Origin of the sequence: Nannocystis pusilla, assembly GCF_020073745.1 — a bacterium.
Taxonomy (GTDB): domain Bacteria; phylum Myxococcota_A; class Polyangia; order Nannocystales; family Nannocystaceae; genus Nannocystis; species Nannocystis radixulma.
This window is the reverse complement of sequence record NZ_JAIRAU010000021.1, coordinates 12793-28836: the sequence shown is the minus strand read 5'-3', so window position 1 is coordinate 28836 and position 16044 is coordinate 12793. Positions and strand designations below refer to the sequence as shown.

At 72.4% G+C, this 16044-nt stretch carries 12 protein-coding genes; 6 read left to right on the top strand and 6 right to left on the bottom strand.

The features are described 5' to 3' along the window. Positions 1-157 precede the first annotated feature (157 nt). Positions 158-1495 carry an FAD-binding protein gene (locus K7C98_RS16740; RefSeq protein WP_224192682.1) on the bottom strand — a complete coding sequence of 446 codons (1338 nt, stop codon included), beginning with the start codon at positions 1493-1495 and terminating at the stop codon, positions 158-160. Between the two features lie 47 nt (positions 1496-1542). On the opposite strand from K7C98_RS16740, the gene K7C98_RS16735 reads away from it, so the two are divergent. The 4 genes from K7C98_RS16735 (at position 1543) to hxsB (ending at position 4802) form a co-directional block, all read left to right on the top strand. Then, positions 1543-2154: an NADPH-dependent FMN reductase gene (locus K7C98_RS16735; protein WP_224192681.1), complete on the top strand. Its 612-nt coding sequence runs from the start codon at positions 1543-1545 to the stop codon at positions 2152-2154. A 439-nt stretch (positions 2155-2593) separates the two neighbouring features. After that, positions 2594-3076 carry a His-Xaa-Ser system protein HxsD gene (hxsD, locus tag K7C98_RS16730; RefSeq protein WP_224192680.1) on the top strand — a complete coding sequence of 161 codons (483 nt, stop codon included), beginning with the start codon at positions 2594-2596 and terminating at the stop codon, positions 3074-3076. Beyond that, positions 3073-3300 carry an HxsD-like protein gene (locus K7C98_RS16725; RefSeq protein WP_224192679.1) on the top strand — a complete coding sequence of 76 codons (228 nt, stop codon included), beginning with the start codon at positions 3073-3075 and terminating at the stop codon, positions 3298-3300. The genes hxsD and K7C98_RS16725 overlap by 4 nt, the downstream gene beginning before the upstream one ends. Next, positions 3297-4802, top strand: a complete 1506-nt coding sequence (gene hxsB, locus K7C98_RS16720) for a His-Xaa-Ser system radical SAM maturase HxsB (RefSeq protein WP_224192678.1) — start codon at positions 3297-3299, stop codon at positions 4800-4802. Before K7C98_RS16725 ends, hxsB begins: the two co-directional genes overlap by 4 nt. A 94-nt stretch (positions 4803-4896) precedes the next feature. Here the strand turns inward: hxsB and K7C98_RS16715 are convergent, their stop codons facing one another. From K7C98_RS16715 to K7C98_RS16695, 5 genes are all read right to left on the bottom strand, one after another. Then, complete coding sequence (locus K7C98_RS16715) at positions 4897-5580, bottom strand: hypothetical protein (RefSeq protein ID WP_224192677.1); 684 nt, start codon at positions 5578-5580, stop codon at positions 4897-4899. A gap of 155 nt (positions 5581-5735) precedes the next feature. Beyond that, a complete protein-coding gene (locus tag K7C98_RS16710) occupies positions 5736-6962 on the bottom strand; it encodes an L-lactate MFS transporter (protein ID WP_224192676.1) in 1227 nt (408 codons plus the stop codon). Next, complete coding sequence (locus K7C98_RS16705) at positions 6910-7263, bottom strand: hypothetical protein (protein WP_224192675.1); 354 nt, start codon at positions 7261-7263, stop codon at positions 6910-6912. Before K7C98_RS16705 ends, K7C98_RS16710 begins: the two co-directional genes overlap by 53 nt. Before the next feature lie 33 nt (positions 7264-7296). Beyond that, on the bottom strand, positions 7297-9489 hold the full coding sequence (rlmKL, locus tag K7C98_RS16700; RefSeq protein ID WP_224192674.1) for a bifunctional 23S rRNA (guanine(2069)-N(7))-methyltransferase RlmK/23S rRNA (guanine(2445)-N(2))-methyltransferase RlmL: 2193 nt from the start codon (positions 9487-9489) through the stop codon (positions 7297-7299). A gap of 131 nt (positions 9490-9620) precedes the next feature. Continuing rightward, a complete protein-coding gene (locus K7C98_RS16695; RefSeq protein ID WP_224192673.1) occupies positions 9621-11462 on the bottom strand; it encodes a SpoIID/LytB domain-containing protein in 1842 nt (613 codons plus the stop codon). A gap of 218 nt (positions 11463-11680) precedes the next feature. Between K7C98_RS16695 and K7C98_RS16690 the strand changes: the two genes are divergently transcribed. Both K7C98_RS16690 and K7C98_RS16685 read left to right on the top strand, forming a co-directional pair. Continuing rightward, positions 11681-14932 carry an FG-GAP repeat domain-containing protein gene (locus tag K7C98_RS16690; protein WP_224192672.1) on the top strand — a complete coding sequence of 1084 codons (3252 nt, stop codon included), beginning with the start codon at positions 11681-11683 and terminating at the stop codon, positions 14930-14932. Then, entirely contained in the window at positions 14929-16020 is a 1092-nt protein-coding gene (locus K7C98_RS16685; protein ID WP_224192671.1) for a hypothetical protein, read from the top strand. Before K7C98_RS16690 ends, K7C98_RS16685 begins: the two co-directional genes overlap by 4 nt. Positions 16021-16044 lie beyond the last annotated feature (24 nt).

Here is a 16044-nt window from a genome sequence, read left to right as displayed (position 1 = left end):
GCCGCCCGGGCCCAGAGTATCCGCGCCCCGGGGGTTCAAGGGCATGCTCGATCGAACATGTCCATACGATCATGACCGAATGGACATGTTTCTTCATGCATGCCTCAAGCCACATGGCGAAAAGGACATGCCCGCATGGACATGTCCTTCGGGCAACTCAGCGCGGATCGCCGAACAGCCGCACCGACTGGGCCGAGCGGATCGTCCGCTGCGGGTCGATGCGGTCGCGGACCGCCAGGAACCGCGGCAGGCGCGGGTCCATGGCCGCGTAGTGCTCCGGGCGGGTGAACGCGTCCTTCGACAGGTAGATGCGCCCGCCCTCCGCGATCACCAGCTCGTTGAGCGCGTCGATGAGCTGCTGCGTGTCGTCGCGGACGGCGAAGTCGACCGCGATCGAGATGCCGGGGCGGAGGAAGCTGAGCATCCCCTGCCCCTCCGCGGCTGCGTCCTTGATCACGCACAGGAACGAGGCCCCGCCGCGGCGGGTCAGCAGGTCGAGGAAGCGGCGGGCCGCGCCCTGGCCGGCCTCGTCGGGCAGCACGCACTGGTACTGCGTGAAGCCGCGGCGGCCGTAGATCCGGTTCCACTGCAGGATGGCGTCGAGCGGGTAGAAGAAGCTGTCCGGGTGGCACAGCTTCTTCTTCACCCGCGGCACGTGCTTCCAGAACCACATCGTGTTGAACGCCTGCGTCGTCAGCTTCAGGCGCAGCACGAACTCGGGGAACATGAACGGCATCGCCAGCCGGCGCGTGACCGGCAGCGGCTTGCCGCCCGTCTCCTCCGGCGTCGCCCAGCGCCCGCGGTCGAGCAGCCCGCGGCCCATGTGCTTGCCGCGCGACAGGCAGTCGATCCAGCCCACCGTGAACGGCCACGTCTTGCCCGCCTCCTTCAGGCCGGCGATGAATTGATCGATGTCGTCGACCCGCTCGGACTCGCTCCAGATCCACGGCGACGGGATCGCCTGCGTCTGGCATTCGACCTCGAGGATGTGACCTGTGAGTCCCATCCCGCCGACTGTGGCCCAGAACAGCTCGGGGTCGCGCTCGGGTGAACATTCGACCAGGTCGCCCGAGGGCAAGCGCATGCGCAGCGAGCGGACGTGGCGCGAGCCGAAGCACCCGTGGCTGTGATGGCCCTTGCCGTGCACGTCCGACGCCACCATCCCGCCGAGTGTCACGAACTGGGTGCCGGGCGTCGAGCCGATGAACCACCCGCGGCGCAGGAACAGCCGGTTGAACTCCCACAGCGAGAACCCGGCCTCTGCGCGGAGGATGCCGGAGTGGCCGTCCCAGTGGAGGATCCGGTCGGCCATGCGCGTGCCGACCACCTCGCGGCGCGACGGCGGCGGCAGCGACGAGTCGCCGTACGAGCGCCCGAGCCCGCGGCTGAGCACTGCGCCTCGCGTCTCGCGCTCGAGGTCTTCGCCCAGCACCTCGCGCCCGGGCACCGCGAGGTTGCCCCAACCGGCCAGCGTCGGTTCTCCGCGGTCGCTCACGCCCGCCCAGTGTAGAGCAGCGTTCGCCGGTCCGCTATGCTCGCGCCGTGTCCGCGGGCAGCACGGCCAAGATCACGATCGTCAGCGGTTCCAGCCGGCTCGAGGGGCGCGTCCACGCCGTCGTCGCGCTCGCCGCCGACACAGCGACATCTGCCGGCGCCGCCGTCGAGGTCGTCGCGCTGCACGAGCTCTGTCTCCCCGTGATGATATACGGCGATCGCAGCCAGGACGATCTGCCCGCCGTCCACTCGATCCGCCGCAGCGCCGCCTGGGCCGACGGCTTCATCATCTGCACCCCCGAGTACCACGGCAACATGTCGGGTTGCCTCAAGAACTGGTTCGACTTCCTCTACGAGGAGCTCGCCGGCAAGTTCGCCGGCGTCCTCGCCGTCACCGGCGGCGGCGGCGGCGACATGTCGATCACCGCCGTCAAGACCAGCTTCGCCTGGTGCCACGGCTTCACCCTCCCCTACCACGTGGCCGCGCGCGCCCCCGACTTCGACGTCGAGGGCAACCTCGTCAACAACCTCGTCGCCGACCGGATCCGCCGCGTCGCCTACGACGTCGTCCGCTACGCCCCCGTCCTGCGCAGCACCTTCGAGGCCGCCCGCACCCTCGGCCCCGGCGTACAGGCCGGCGTCGCCGGCGCGCACACCTGAAGCCGCGCACGCCACGTGCCTGTCGATGCGGCGACGGCCGCGCGATGTCTCCGGGCATCACGCCCACCGCTCGCCGGCGCCACAATCGTCGTCCCTCGAGGATCGACCCCGCGTAGCCACACGACGACTGCTCGAAGGTCGCCCACGGCTTACGCCCACCGCTCGCCGGCACCACACTCGTCGTCCCGCGAAGAGCGGGGCCCGAGACGCTCGTCGCGGGGCGGGCCGGGCGCGGCGAGAATGGGACGCAGCGAGGGGCCCCGTGCTTGACGCGCAGACGCCGAGCCCCAGTTCTCCCACAGGCCCCGCGCCCCTCGGATCGGCCCGTACGGCTCCCGCATCGCCTCGGCCCTGGACCGCCGCGCCGCGCCGAGTGCGTGTCACAACTCTCGCCGTCAAGCACGTGGCCGCCCCCTCGCGTGATATCGTGCCGGGCGTCATGACCACTGTCCTCGAAGGCGCTCCCGCCGGGCTCGTCGCTGTCGACGTGCAGGCTGCCGCCGTCCAATTCCTCGTCGACGAGGAGCTCTACCCGCTCCCTGCGATCTACGGCGCCGCCTACGTCTTCATCGACCGCTGTTATGTCTTTTTGGACAGGCCCGAGCCCGCCCGCGTGCGCGTCGTCCTGACCGCCAAGTCGGGCGCCGCCGAGCCTGAGGCCCTGCGCGCCCTCATCGGCGAGTTCGCCAACGAGCTGCTCTCGTGCGCCTTCCGCCACCAGATCGCCCAGGACAACCGCGTCCTCATCGAGACTGCCACCATGCAGGCCCTGGCCGGCGCCATGGGTCAGCCCAGCCTCGACGACCTCGCCAAGTTCGACTTCAGCGACCAGGGCTTCGACGATCCGCTCGGGATTGCCATGTCGTGGGAGGAGAAGCACGGCCGCAAGGCGCCCAAGTCCGAGAGCGAGGGTGGCCCGTGACCGACCGCCACGAGCTCCGTTTCTCCCGTCGGCTTTACCACGGCGAGGCCGTCGATCAGGCCGTCAAGGCCTTCGCGCGCTTCGCCAGCTTCGACCTCGAGCAGACCGACGACGACTGGGTCGTGCGCTTCACCCCGAACGATCCTGCCCTGGCCCGGCGTTTGCGCGGCGAGCTCGGCAACCACGCTCTCGGTTTGACCGTCCAGCGCGGAGGCGCCAAGTGAACCTGCCCGTTCAGCCAGCCTCGCTCGTCACCCTGCGCCCGCGGGCCGGGACCCAGGCCTACTTCCGCTGGCGGCCCGTCGGCGATCGCGTCCTCGTCACCAACCTCGAGGGCAACTGGCTGCTGCTCGGCCAGCCCGAGTTCGCCCAGTTCGTCGAGGGACATGTCCCCGAGGACAGCGAGCTCCACGCCCGGCTCAAGGCCGGCAACTTCCTGCGCGCCCACTACGACGTGCGGGCCGCCGCCGAGCGGATCCGGGCCCGCAAGAGCTTCCTCGCCGGCGGCCCGCTGCTGCACATCCTCGTCGTCACCTTGCGCTGCAACGAGACCTGCGTCTACTGCCACGCCTCGCGGGCCAACATGGATCAGGTCCACACGGACATGACCCGAGAGACAGCCGAGCGGGCGATCGACCTCGTGTTCCGCAGCCCGAACCCGTTCGTCACCATCGAGTTTCAGGGCGGCGAGCCGCTCGTCAACTTCGACGTCGTCAAGCACGCCATCGAGTACGCCGTCGACCAGAACCGCGCCCACGGCAAGCGGCTGCAGTTCACCATGGTCTCGAACTTCGCCCTGCTCGACGACGACAAGCTCGAGTACCTGATGCGCCACCGGGTCCAGCTGTGCACCAGCATCGACGGGCCCGAGAAGCTGCACAACGCCCAGCGCAAGCTGCCGACCCAGGACGCCCACCAGCGGGCGATCCGCTGGATCAAGCGGATCAACGAGGCCTACGCCGCCAACGGGCTCGACCCCACCCTCTACCACGTCGAGGCCCTGCTCACGACCACGCGCGAGACCTTGCCGCTGTGGAAGGAGGTCGTCGACACCTACGTCGGCCTCGGCTGCAAGGCCCTGTTCCTGCGCGCCATCGACCCGTTCGGCTTCGCCGATCGGACCCGCCGGCGGCTCGAGTACCCGCGCGCCGACTACATGCAGTTCTACCGCCGCGCGGTCGACTACATGATCGAGCTCAACAAGCAGGGCGTGCAGATCCTCGAGCGCTACGCCAGCATCTTCCTCACCAAGATCCTGCGCGGCGAGGACCCCAACTTCCTCGACCTCCGCAGCCCCTCCGGGGCGGGCATCGGCGCGCTGGCCTACAACTACGACGGCAAGGTGTTCACCTGCGACGAGGGCCGCATGTTGCACGAGATGGGCGACGACACCTTCCTGCTCGGCGACGTGCACGGCAGCAGCTTCCGCGACCTCGTCGGCCACGAGACCGTGCGCGCCATGACCATCGCCTCCAACCTCGACGGCCAGCCCGACTGCGTCCACTGCACCTACCAGCCCTACTGCGGCACGATCCCCAGCTTCAACCACAAGAGCCAGGGCTCGATCTTCGGCCGCATGCGCGAGAGCAACGTCTGCGCCGTGCACAAGGGCATCCAGGACTACCTGTTCGAGAAGCTCGCCGAGGCCGACCCCGCGACCCTGGCGATCTTCGACCGCTGGACCACCGTCCGCAGCCGCGACCACTTCGTCCAGCCCGCGCCCTGAGTCCTGTCCCTTCGCACATGCCCCGGCGAGCATGTCGCCCGGGGCATGCTCTTTAAGTCATGCTCCAGGGCGCATGTCCTTCGAGACACACGCCTCACTCGCACGGCGGCGCCGGCACCGCGCACACCGGCTCGCCCAGATCGTCGTTGCACTCCCACACCCCGCCCTCGCAGCAGCTCGCGCCCTCGACGCACGGCGGGTCGGGCTCGGTCCCCGGCGGGCAGCAGGCCTCGACGGCGCACGTCTCGCCCGGCGCCGCGCACGTCGACTGCCCGCCGTGGTCGTTGCAGGCCCACGCCCCGTCGGCGCAGCAGCTCGCGCCCTCGAAGCACGGCGGCGCCGCGTCCGGGTCGCAGCACGTCGGCCCGCACGCCTCGCCCGGCTCCACGCAGCCCTCGCACGACCACATCCCGCCGGCGCAGCAGGCCGCGTCGGGGCAGTCCGGCGCCGTCACCGGATCGCAGCAGCCCGGCTCGCCCGTCGTCCCCGCGGTCGTCGCCTCCTCGGTCGCGCCCGTCACCGCCTCGGTGGTCGTAGTCGTCGAGGTGACCTCCGCGGTCGTCGTCGGCCCGGTCGTGCTCGCGCTCGCCGTCGTCCCGCCCTCGCTCGCGCCCGTGCTCGTCCCGGACGTCGGCTGCGTCGTGCCCGTCGGTTCGCCCGTGCCGGTGTCCGTCGTGCCGCCCGTCGCCGTCGTCTTGCCGCCGCCGCCGCAGCCCGCCAGCGCCAGCGCCAGCGCCCCTCGTCGCAGACATGTCCAGTCCATGCCCCCTCGTCGCACGCCGCCCGCGCCCGCGCAAGCTCCTCGCGGGCGAACGACGTTGCGCTCGCCGGTCGTCCGCGCTCCCCGCCCGCGCCTCACCTGTCCTCGGAGTCAGACCGCCTCGACCGCAGCGCGCGCACCACCTGTCCCCAGAGTCAGCTCCGCCCGCGCCCTCACCTCGCCGGCGGCTCGGTCCGCGCCAGCGGCCGCACCGCCAGCGTCAGCACCAGCCCGATCGTCAGCGCCACCGCCATGATCTGCAGCGTCGACGTGTACAGCCCGACCAGCGAGCTCTCCGGCGGCAGCGCCCGTCGTTCGGCCTCGCGGATCGACGTGATGAGGATCGGCCCGGCCACCCCGGCCGCGCTCCACGCGGTGAGGATGACCCCGTGCACCGCCCCGACGTTACGGGCCCCGAACATGTCGGCCAAGAACGCCGGGATGGTGGCGAAGCCGCCGCCGTACATCGTGAAGATCACCACCACCGCCAGCTGGAACAGCTCCCAGCGCCCGCCCGCGGCCAGCTGCGGGATCAGCAGGAACAGCGCCGCCTGGACCGCGAAGAAGATCGAGAACACCGCCCGCCGGCCGATCCGGTCCGACAGCGAGGCCCAGAAGATGCGGCCGAACGCGTTGAACCCGGCGATCACCGACACCATCGCGGCCGCCTGCTCGGGTGTCCTTTGGAACATGTCCTGCATCATCGGCGACGCCTGGGCCAGGATCGAGATCCCGGCGCTGATGTTGATGAACAGCATGCCCCACAGCAGCCAGAACTGGCGCGTGCGCACCGCCATCGGCATCGTCAGCTCCGGCTCGCCGCCGCCCTGGATGTCCTTTGGGACATGTCCATGCGGGCGCCAGCCGTCGGGCGGGCGCGCCAGCGCCTGCGCCGCGCCCAGCATCACGCAGAAGTACACCGCCGCCAGGATCCACAGCGTCGGCGCCACGCCGACGGCCTGGATCAGCCGCTCCTTCACCGGCGCGGCGATCAGCGCCCCGCCGCCGAACCCGAGCACCGCCATCCCGGTGGCCAGGCCGCGGCGATCGGGGAACCACTTCACCAGCGCGCTGACCGGCGACACGTAGGCCAGCCCGAGCCCCGCGCCGCCCACCACGCCGTAGCCGAGGAACAGCAGCCACAGCCAGCCCAGCCACACGCCCAGCCCGCCGAGCGCCAGGCCGCCGCCGAACAGGCACGCCGCCAGCGTCGCCGCGCGCTTCGGGCCATGTCTCTCGAGCCAGGTCCCGCCGAACGCCGCCGACAGCCCGAGCAGCGCGATCGCGATCGAGAACGTGTACGCCGCCGCCCCCCTGGGCCACCCGGGATGCAGCGCCTCGATCGGCTTATTGAAGACGCTCCAGGCGTAGACCGAGCCGACGCACAGGTGAATGGCCACGGCGGCGGGCGGGATCGTCCAGCGGCTGCGCACCGCACCACGATGCCAGATCGCGGGCCGCCGCGGCACCCGCCCGGCCGACCGCCACCGTCCGCGTCACCGACTCGAGCGTCCCCTTGTCGACGAACGCCGGGTCGCCGGCGCAGCCGTCGACCATCCGCTGCCGGTACGGGAACACCAGCACCGCCGCGATGGCGCGGCCGATCGGGCGGGCGGCCTTGATGAAGAACTCGCCGAGCGGGCCGGCGTGCCACCACCGGACGATCCGCGAAGGCGACGCGACCGCGGCGCTCGCCGGCAACGGCGAACCCGATGCACCCCGGGGCCGCGCGTCTCAGCGCCCGGCCTCGATGCGCCAGACCTTGTGGATCTTCGGGCTGCGCGCGAAGTCCTTGGGGATCGTCGTCGCCGACAGCTCCTCGATCTCGAGGTCGGCCAGTCGCTCCTCGTCGAGGCGGAAGCGGCGGTAGTTGGTCGAGAAGATCAGGACCCCGCCGCGCTCGAGCAGGCGCACCGCCGCGCGGATGAGCTCCACGTGGTCGCGCTGCACGTCGAACACGCCCGCCATCTTCTTCGAGTTCGAGAACGTCGGCGGGTCGAGGAAGATGAGGCCGTAGCGGCGCAGCTCGCGGGCCATGAACTCGCGGCACTCGGCCTCGACCACCCGGTGCTGCGGCCCGCGCAGCCCGTTGAGCTCGAGGTTGCGGCGGGCCCACGCGCAGTACGTGCTCGACATGTCGACCGTCGTCGTCGACAGCGCCCCGCCCTTGCCGGCGTAGACCGACGCCGTCCCGGTGTACGCGAACAGGTTGAGGAAGCGCTGGCCGCGGGCCAGCTTGCCGACCAGCGCGCGCGTCTCGCGATGATCGAGGAACAGCCCGGTGTCGAGGTAATCGGTCAGGTTGACGAGGAAGCGACCTGGCCCTTCGCGCACCTCGAGCAGGTCGCCCGCGTCGTCGCGGCGGCCGTACTGACCGCCGCCCTTGGCCCGCTCGCGCCGCTTGCACACCACCTGGCCCGCCGGGATCTCGAGCGCGTCCGGGATCACGCGCAGCGCCTCGCGCAGGCGCGCAGCGGCCCGCACCGGGTCGATCTCGGCCGGCGCCGCGTACTCCTGCACCAGCGCCCAGTCGCGGTAGACATCGACCGCCACCGCGTACTCCGGGATGTCGGAGTCGTACACGCGGTACGCCTCGATCCCGTTGCGCGCCGCCCAGCTGCCGAGCTGCTTGCGGTTCTTCCGCAGGCGGTTGAACAGCGCCTCGCCGCCCTCGCTGCGGACGTACGCGCGGGGCGGCGGAGCCTCGCGCGGGATCTCGAAGCGCAGCAGGTTGACCGGGATCGCCCCGTTGTAGAGCACGTGGCGCCGCTCGGCCCGCAGCCCGATGGCCCGCCCGAGCTCGAGGTCGGGCGCCAGCACGGCCGCCTTCCACCCGCCAAATTGCGCCCGCAGCCGCTCGCCGAGCAGCTCGTACAGCGCCGGCATGTCGGCGCGCACTCCGAGCCGCTCGCCGTACGGCGGGTTGGTGGCGACCAGCCCCATGCACTCTCGGTCATGTCCCGAAGGACCTGTCTCCGGGGCCACCAGCTCGGCGAGCTCGCGCCGCTCGACGCGGATCCGCCCGCCGAGCCCGGCCCGCGCCGCGTTGGCGATCGCCGCCTTGACCGCCGCCGGATCGCCGTCGAAGCCGAAGATCGGCGGCACCTTGCTGATCCCGATCGCCGCCCGGGCCCGCGCCTCGGTCATCAGCTCGCTCCAGATCGCCGGCTGATGGCCGCGCCAGGCCTGGAAGCCGAAGTACTCGCGCGACAGCCCGGGCGCGCGGTCGCAGGCGATGTGGGCCGCCTCGATCAGCAGCGTGCCCGAGCCGCACATCGGGTCGACCAGCGGCGCGCCCGCGGCCGCCAGCGCCGGCCAGCCCGCGCGCAGCAGCACGCCCGCCGCCAGGTTCTCCTTGATCGGCGCCTCGACCCCGTCTTCGCGCCAGCCGCGGCGGTGCAGGCCCTCGCCGGCCAGGTCGATCGAGATCACGGCCTCGTCGTGGGATGTCTCCTGGAACATGCCCTTGATGCCATGTCCCGAGGGCTTGCGCAGGTGCACGCTCACGCGCACGTCCGGCCGGCGCACGTCGACGTCCGGGCGGATCCCGCCGCGGGCGTTGAACTGGTCGACGATCGCGTCCTTGACCCGCTGCGCCCCGTAGCGGGTGTGCACGATCGCAGGGTTGGCGCCGGTGAACTCGACCGCCAGGGTCCCGCGCGTGGGGATGTGCTGGCGCCAGTCGACCCGCTGCACCGTCGTGTACAGCTCGTCGGCGTCGCGCGCCGGGCCGACCGCGATCTCCAGCAGCACCCGCCCGGCCAGCCGCGACCACAGGCACGCGCGGTAGCCGAGCGCCAGTGGCCCCCGGAAGTACACGCCGGCCGGCTGGAGCCGGATCGCCGTCGCACCGAGCGCGCGAAGCTCGTCGGCGAGCAGCTCGAGGAGCCCCTGCGGGGCGCTGGCGAAGAAGTTGTGATCGTTCACGACGCGCCCGGGCTATAGCGGCTTTGGCGCGGACGCGCGAGCCTGCCGGCGCGTGCGTCGACTTTCGCCGACACGGCGAGCTGACCCCACGGACATCCGCCGCGGTGCGCCGTCTGCGGCGTGATGCTCGCTCACGCGGACCGCCGGCGACGACGGGCGCAGGCGAGCGCGAGCAGCCACAGACCTGGCGCCAGCCCGCCGTTCCCGGCGCCGGCGAGCCGGCAGCCCTGGTCCTGGCCGTAGCCCGGCGGCAGCGCCCCGCCGCTGTCGGGGCTGACCGGTCCGCCGCCGCTGCTCGACGTCGAGTCGTCGCCGCTGCCCGGGCTCCCGTCGGTGGTCGGCACGTCGCCGCCTTCCCCGTCCGACCCCGTGCCGCTCCCCGTATCCCCGTCCGTCCCCGGAGCGGTCGGGCACTGCGGGTCGTTCGGGTCGCCGCCCGGCGGGCACTGCGGGTCGTCGAGCATGTAGATCGCCGCACCTGTCCCCTGGACCAGGTACGGCGCCGGCCAGACATCTGTCCCTTGGGGCATGGCCATCAGGTCAGCCGCCGGGATCGTCTGCGCCGTCGCCGGATCGAACTTCCAGGCCGCCGCCACCTCGGCGCTGGCGATCCGACGGCGGAACCCGGCGTCGACGAGCCACAGCGTCGGGTCGCCGGCGACCTGGACCAGCATCGGCGCGGCCGCGATCGCCTGCCACTCGGGGATCGCCGTCAGCGCCGCGTCGTCGAGCTTCGTCAGCTGCCAGAACGTCGACAGCGACCAGGCCGTCAGCGCCTCCGGCGACGGCACGTGCCGGCGCACGCCCGGCGGCAGCGGCGGCGGAGCGCACGCGAACTGCACCGGGCTCCCGTCGAGCTGCGCCGGGCCGTCGCCGTCGACATCGACCCCGTAGACGTACAGCGGGTGCGACGCCCCGTCGAGCAGGCTGCGCGGCAGCGGCAGCGACAGCCCGTGCGCGCACGACCCGATCGCCTGGCACAGGTCCTCGCGGTGCTCGTTCGCCGCCACCGTCACCTCGATCGCGTTCGCGTCGCCGTGCGGCGCCATGAAGCTGACGAGCGCGTCGACCGGCGTGTCGGCGTGGTCGGAGTCCCAGGCCCAGCCGGCGATCCCCGTCGCGCAGTCGACCGCGTCGAGCGTGCCCGTCGCCGGTTGATTCGGCTTCACCACGCACGCCCCCTCCGCCTGCAGGATCTCGATGTCGGCCCCGTAGTAGAAGCGGACGATGTCGGTGACCCCGTAGCCCTTGGTGTTCTCGAGGCAGCGCGCGCCCCACTGCGACATGCAGCCGCGGTTCTGCCCGTAGCCGCTCGTGTTCAGGTTCTCGGGGAACACGTACCCGAGGTCGGTCTGCTCGACGTCGTAGACCGTCTTGCCCTCGTTGAAGGTCACGTACTGCTCGGTCCCCGCGACGTTGCCGTTGTCGGTGTCGACGCAGCTGGCCGGCTGTTGGCTGTCGCCGGCGACGTAGAAGCCGTAGGTCAGCCAGCCGTTGTACGACAGGTACTGCCCCGACGTCGCCGCCACCGCGTCGTAGTGGATCTGCTGCGGCTGGGCCCCGCAGGTGTACACCTGGCAGCCCTGGCCGTCGCAGATCTGCCCGTCGTTGATCATCGCGTAGTAGGCCACCGAGCGGGCCGCGATCGCCTGGGCCTTGAGCGCCTCGAGGTTCGCCCCGCCGTTTTCGCAGGTGATCACGTGCGGCAGGTAGTCGGTCTCGGTCGCGCGGGACACGCCCTCGACCACGATGTTGCAGTAGGCCTGGCCGAGCGGCGTCGGGATCGCCGCCAGCGGCTCGGGCAGCGGCGCACCCTTGTCTCGGGGCGGGGCCAGCCCGCGCGGATCACCTGGCTTGTGCGACAGGTCCGAAAGACCAGCTTCGATCTCCCCTCGCTCACCCTCCTCCCCGTACGGCTGCGCGTGATCGCAGGCCGAGAGTGACACCAGCAGAAACAGCGCGGCGCGAGGCATGACGAGAGCCCTCCGCCCGCCATCATGCCCGGGGCAGTTTCGCGCTACAAGCGAAGTTCGGGTCGACCCCGATCTGCCGACCTGCGCGATCCTCGGTGTCGCGGCCTTCATGCCCGCAAAAAAATCCGGCCGACGGCAAGGATTCCGTGCGGCCACCCTCTCGGATCGCGGCGGCGGGAATGCACCCCGCGCGCTACGGTTTCCACGCGGCTGAATTCATGAGTGCCGACCCTCGCGCCTGTCGTGCGACATCGCCGTGCATCGCGGCCGGCTGCGCCCTGCTCGCAGGCCTCGTCGCGCTCGCGGCCTGTCCCCCGGCCGATCCGTGCCGGCGCACCGGCGTCGGCGCGCTCTGCCTCGATCTCGAGGGGGCCCGCAGCTACGCCTGGGGCCTGTCCGCGGGCGCCGTCGCGGTCGCCGACGTCGACGGCGACGGCCACCCCGACCTCGTGCTCAGCGGCGGCTTCCAGGGCGCGTTCGGCGTGATGTGGGGCGGTCCGCGTGGTTCAAAGGACATGTTCGACGGGACATCCACCACCTGGTCGATCGGCGCCCGCACCCTCGGCCTCGCCGTCGCCGATCTCGACGGCGACGGCCACCTCGACCTCGCCGCCCTCCTGCCCGACAGCGACGAGGTCGCGGTGCTGCGCGGACGGGCCGGGCGCGCCTTCGCCGAGCTCGAGCGGATCGCCGTCGGCGACGCCCCGCGCAGCCTCGTCGCCGCCCGTCTCGACGCCGACGGGCCGCCCGCGCTCGTGATCGCCAACGAGGGCGACGGCACCGTCAGCGTCGTCCGCGACCTCGTCGCCGCCGCGCCCGTGCCCGTCGGCCCCGGTCCGCGCGCGCTCGCCGGCGGCGACCTCGACGGCGACGGCCACCTCGACCTCGCCGTCGCCGTCGCCGACGCCGGCGCGATCCAGATCCTGCTCGGCGACGGCCACGGCGGCCTCGCGCCGGGCCCCCGGCACGCCGTCGGCCTCGCCCCCTCGGAGGTCGTCGCCGCCGACCTCGACGCCGACGGCGCGGTCGATCTCGCCACCCTCGACGTGCTCGCGGACCGCGTCACCATCCTCCACGGCGACGGCCACGCCCGCCTGCGCGCGCGCACCAGCTGGCCCGTCGAGCCCCAGCCGAGGCTCCTCGTCGTGGTCCTCGCCGAGGACGGCCGACCTGTCCTCAACATCATGTCCGGAGTGACAGGCAACGTCCAGCGCGTCGACCCGCGCCACGGCGTCGTCGTGGCCGGCACCCTCGTGCAACGGCCGCTCAACCTCGGCGCCGGCGACCTCGACGGCGACGGCCGGGACAGCCTCGTGTACGTCGACGACGACAACACGGTCGGCGAGCTCGAGCCGGGCCCGGGCCTCCGCGTCGGCACGCTCTGGGAGGAGGACCGCCGCGGCATGACCTTCCCGGTCGACATCGACGGCGACGGCGTCGACGAGCTGCTCGTCGACCTCGACGACCCGCCCGCCGCCGATCCCGCCGCCGAGCCGGCCGAAGACGTCGACGATCTGCCCACCCGGATCCTCGGTCTCGTGCGCGGGCCGGAGCGGCTCGACCTCGAGCTCGACTCGAACCTCCACTACCCCCTCGCCGGCGCCGCCGCGGGCGACTTCGACGGTGACGGCCGCCGCGACCTCGCGGTCTGGGACGAATTCTTCATCGCCCACCTCCGCGGCCTCCCCGACGGCGGCTTCGCGCCCGCCGTCGCCGCCCCGCTGGCCGTCGAGTCGATCCCGCCCGTCGTCGATCCCGGCGACGGCGCCGCGCGCCTGCTGTTCGTCCGCGACGACACGCTGATCGCGCTCGCCCCCGGCCCCGACGGCGCCTTCGCTGTCGCCGCCGAACAGCCGTTCGCCGGCGAGATCCAGTCCCTGCACGTCGTCGACATCGCCAGGGACGGCCGCGCCGACCTCCTCGTCCAGGACCCGCAAGCGCTGGTCCTGGTCGAGGACATGCGCCTCGATCGCCCCGCCCGCTCGCTCGACGTGCCGCTGGCCGGGCACCTGTACAGCGTGCACCTCGTCGACGGCGACCACGGCGGTCGGGACGGGGTCCTGTGCGGCGAGACGGGCCTGTACCACGTCGCCGACCTGTTCGCCGAGGGACCGCGCGTCCCCGTCGTCATCGAGGCCCGCCGCTGCCGCCGCGTCGCGACCCTCGACCTCGACGACGACGGCCGCGACGAGCTCGTCAGGGCGGTCAGCGCGGGCACCCTCAACGAGGTCTCGCGCGTGCTCCTCACGTCCTGGCGACGCGACGACGGCGCCTGGCGATCGCTCGGCTCGTACGCCGTCGCCGGCACCGACATGCCGCGCTTCGCCGGTCTCGGCGCCGGCGGTCGCCCCGTCCTGCTGGTCGACGCCGTGTTCGACCGCCTCGCCGCCATGGATCTGTCTCTCGGGACAGCTTTCGTCGCGTCCCCGCGCCTCGCCATCCGCGCCGCCGCCGACCCGATCCTCGGCGACTTCGACGGCGACGGCGCGCTCGACCTGTTCGCCTACGGCCCCTCGATCGGCCTGGCGCACGGCGACGGCGACGGCGGCTTCGGGCCGATGCAGCTGCGCGACGACCTCCTGCCCGACGTCGCGGCGATCTCGCGCGCCGCCGCGATCGACGTCGACGGCGACGGCGACGACGAGCTCGTCCTCCTCGTCGCCGTCGACGACCGCGAGCACCACGATCTCGTCCTCCTCGACGTCGCAGGCGGCGAGCTGCGCTCGCGTCGGTTGCTCCGCCTCGCGACGGGGTTCGCCGACTTCGTCGTCGGCGACCTCGACGGCGATCGCCGCCTCGACCTCCTCGTCCTCGCGCTCGAGACCCTCGCGGCCCAGACCTTCGGGCCCAGCAGCTACCGCACCGTTCTCTTCCGCGGAGGCGACGGCGGCTTCGTCGACCCGCGCCCCGGGTCGCTCGTGTTCAACGCCGTGGCGTACGACGGCTTCTCGCTCGCCGACCTCGACGGCGACGGTCGCCTCGACCTCCTCGACACCACCTTCGCGCTGACGATGGCGCCCGGCCTCGGCGACGGCCGCTTCGGTCCGTCGCGCCCATGGACCCCGGTCAGTCCGGGCGACTACGACCTCGGCGACCTCGATCGGGACGGTAGCCCCGACCTCGTCGGCACCTCCTCCAGCTTCAACCCCAGGACCCTCGGCTTTCGGCTGCATCTGCTGCTCTTCCGCGGCAGCGACCCGGCCGCCGTCCCGCAGGTCCTGACCGAGGATGTCACCAGCGTCGACCTCGCCGACCTCGACGGCGACGGCCTCCTCGAGCTCCTCGCCCTGGGTAGCGACCGCGCGCTGCAGCTCGGCCGCCTCCGCGACGGCCGCCTCCGCTTCGAGCGCCACGTGCTGCCCGTGGCCGCCGGCGGGCTCGTACGCGCCCGCGACGTCGACGGCGACGGCCTCCTCGACGTCACCTTCCTGAGCCGCGGCAGCCTCGCGATCGTGAGGCAATTGCCGTGACCACGCGCCTCCTGCCGCTCCTCGCCCTCGTGCTCGCCGCCTGCGACACCCTGCCCGAGCTGCGCCACGAGGGGCGCCACGTCCGGATCGGCACCAGCCCCGAGCTCGAGCTGTGCGCCGGCACCGTCGAACACATGGACCGCTTCATCGAGCGCATGGCCGCCGAGTTCGGCGTCGAGCCCCCCACCGGCGACGGCCGCTACACCTACTACTGGCTCACCCGCGAGGACTTCGTCGACCTCACGCCGTGCCCGCGCGAGGTGGCCGGCTGCACCCTCATCGAGACCATCTACTCGACCGAGGCCCCGCTCGACCACGAACTGGTGCACCTCTTCGCCTACGACACCTCGACCTTCTTCGCCGAGGGCCTCGCCGTCGCCTACGAGGGCCTCGGCGGCGGCATGGCCGACATCCGACCCACCCAGGTGAAGCGGCGCGACATCTGGAGCTCGCTCCTCGGGGCGCTGTGGTTCGGCATCAGCTACGACGACGCCGGGGCCTTCGTCGCCTACCTCCTCGATCGCCACGGCATCCCCGCCTTCCAGGCCGCCCTGCCGAAGTTCCCGCTGGTGCCCTCGCGCGCCCGCCTCGACGGTGTGTTCCGCGAGGCGTTCGGCCGCTCGCTCGCGGCCAGCGTCGCCGACTTCACGGGCGAGCGCGAGCGCTGCCCGCACTTCGTCTACGATCGCAAGCTCATGGAGTGCAACGCCCCCGCGATCGCGTGGGACGGCGAATACCACGCCGAGTACCGCCGCCTCGCCGCCGACGAGCCCGACGCCGTCGGCCCGTACAGGGGCGACGAGCTGGTGATCCTGCGGACCCTCGACGTCGCGACCGCGGGCGACTACGAGCTCGAGATCGTCGGTGTTCCGCTGGTCGGCGGCAGCAACATCTTCATCGACCTCGCGCTGTCGCTGGTCCGCTGCGGCGGCTGCGACGACGGCGAGCCCGTCAACTTCGCCACCGAGTCGCAGCGCCGCGTCACCCTCCCCGCCGGCCGCTACTCGCTGCGCCTGCACGCCTCGGCGCAGATCGACACCCGCGTCGCGTACTCCATCACCCGGGTCGGCGACACCACCCCGCGGTGACGCCGGCGCTCCATCACATGTCCC

Bases quoted from the DNA above. Each gene is read 5' to 3' on its own strand.
- hxsD (WP_224192680.1), top strand. From the start codon at position 2,594: ATGACCACTGTCCTCGAAGGCGCTCCCGCCGGGCTCGTCGCTGTCGAC.
- K7C98_RS16695 (WP_224192673.1), bottom strand. From the start codon at position 11,462: ATGCCTCGCGCCGCGCTGTTTCTGCTGGTGTCACTCTCGGCCTGCGAT.
- K7C98_RS16690 (WP_224192672.1), top strand. From the start codon at position 11,681: ATGAGTGCCGACCCTCGCGCCTGTCGTGCGACATCGCCGTGCATCGCG.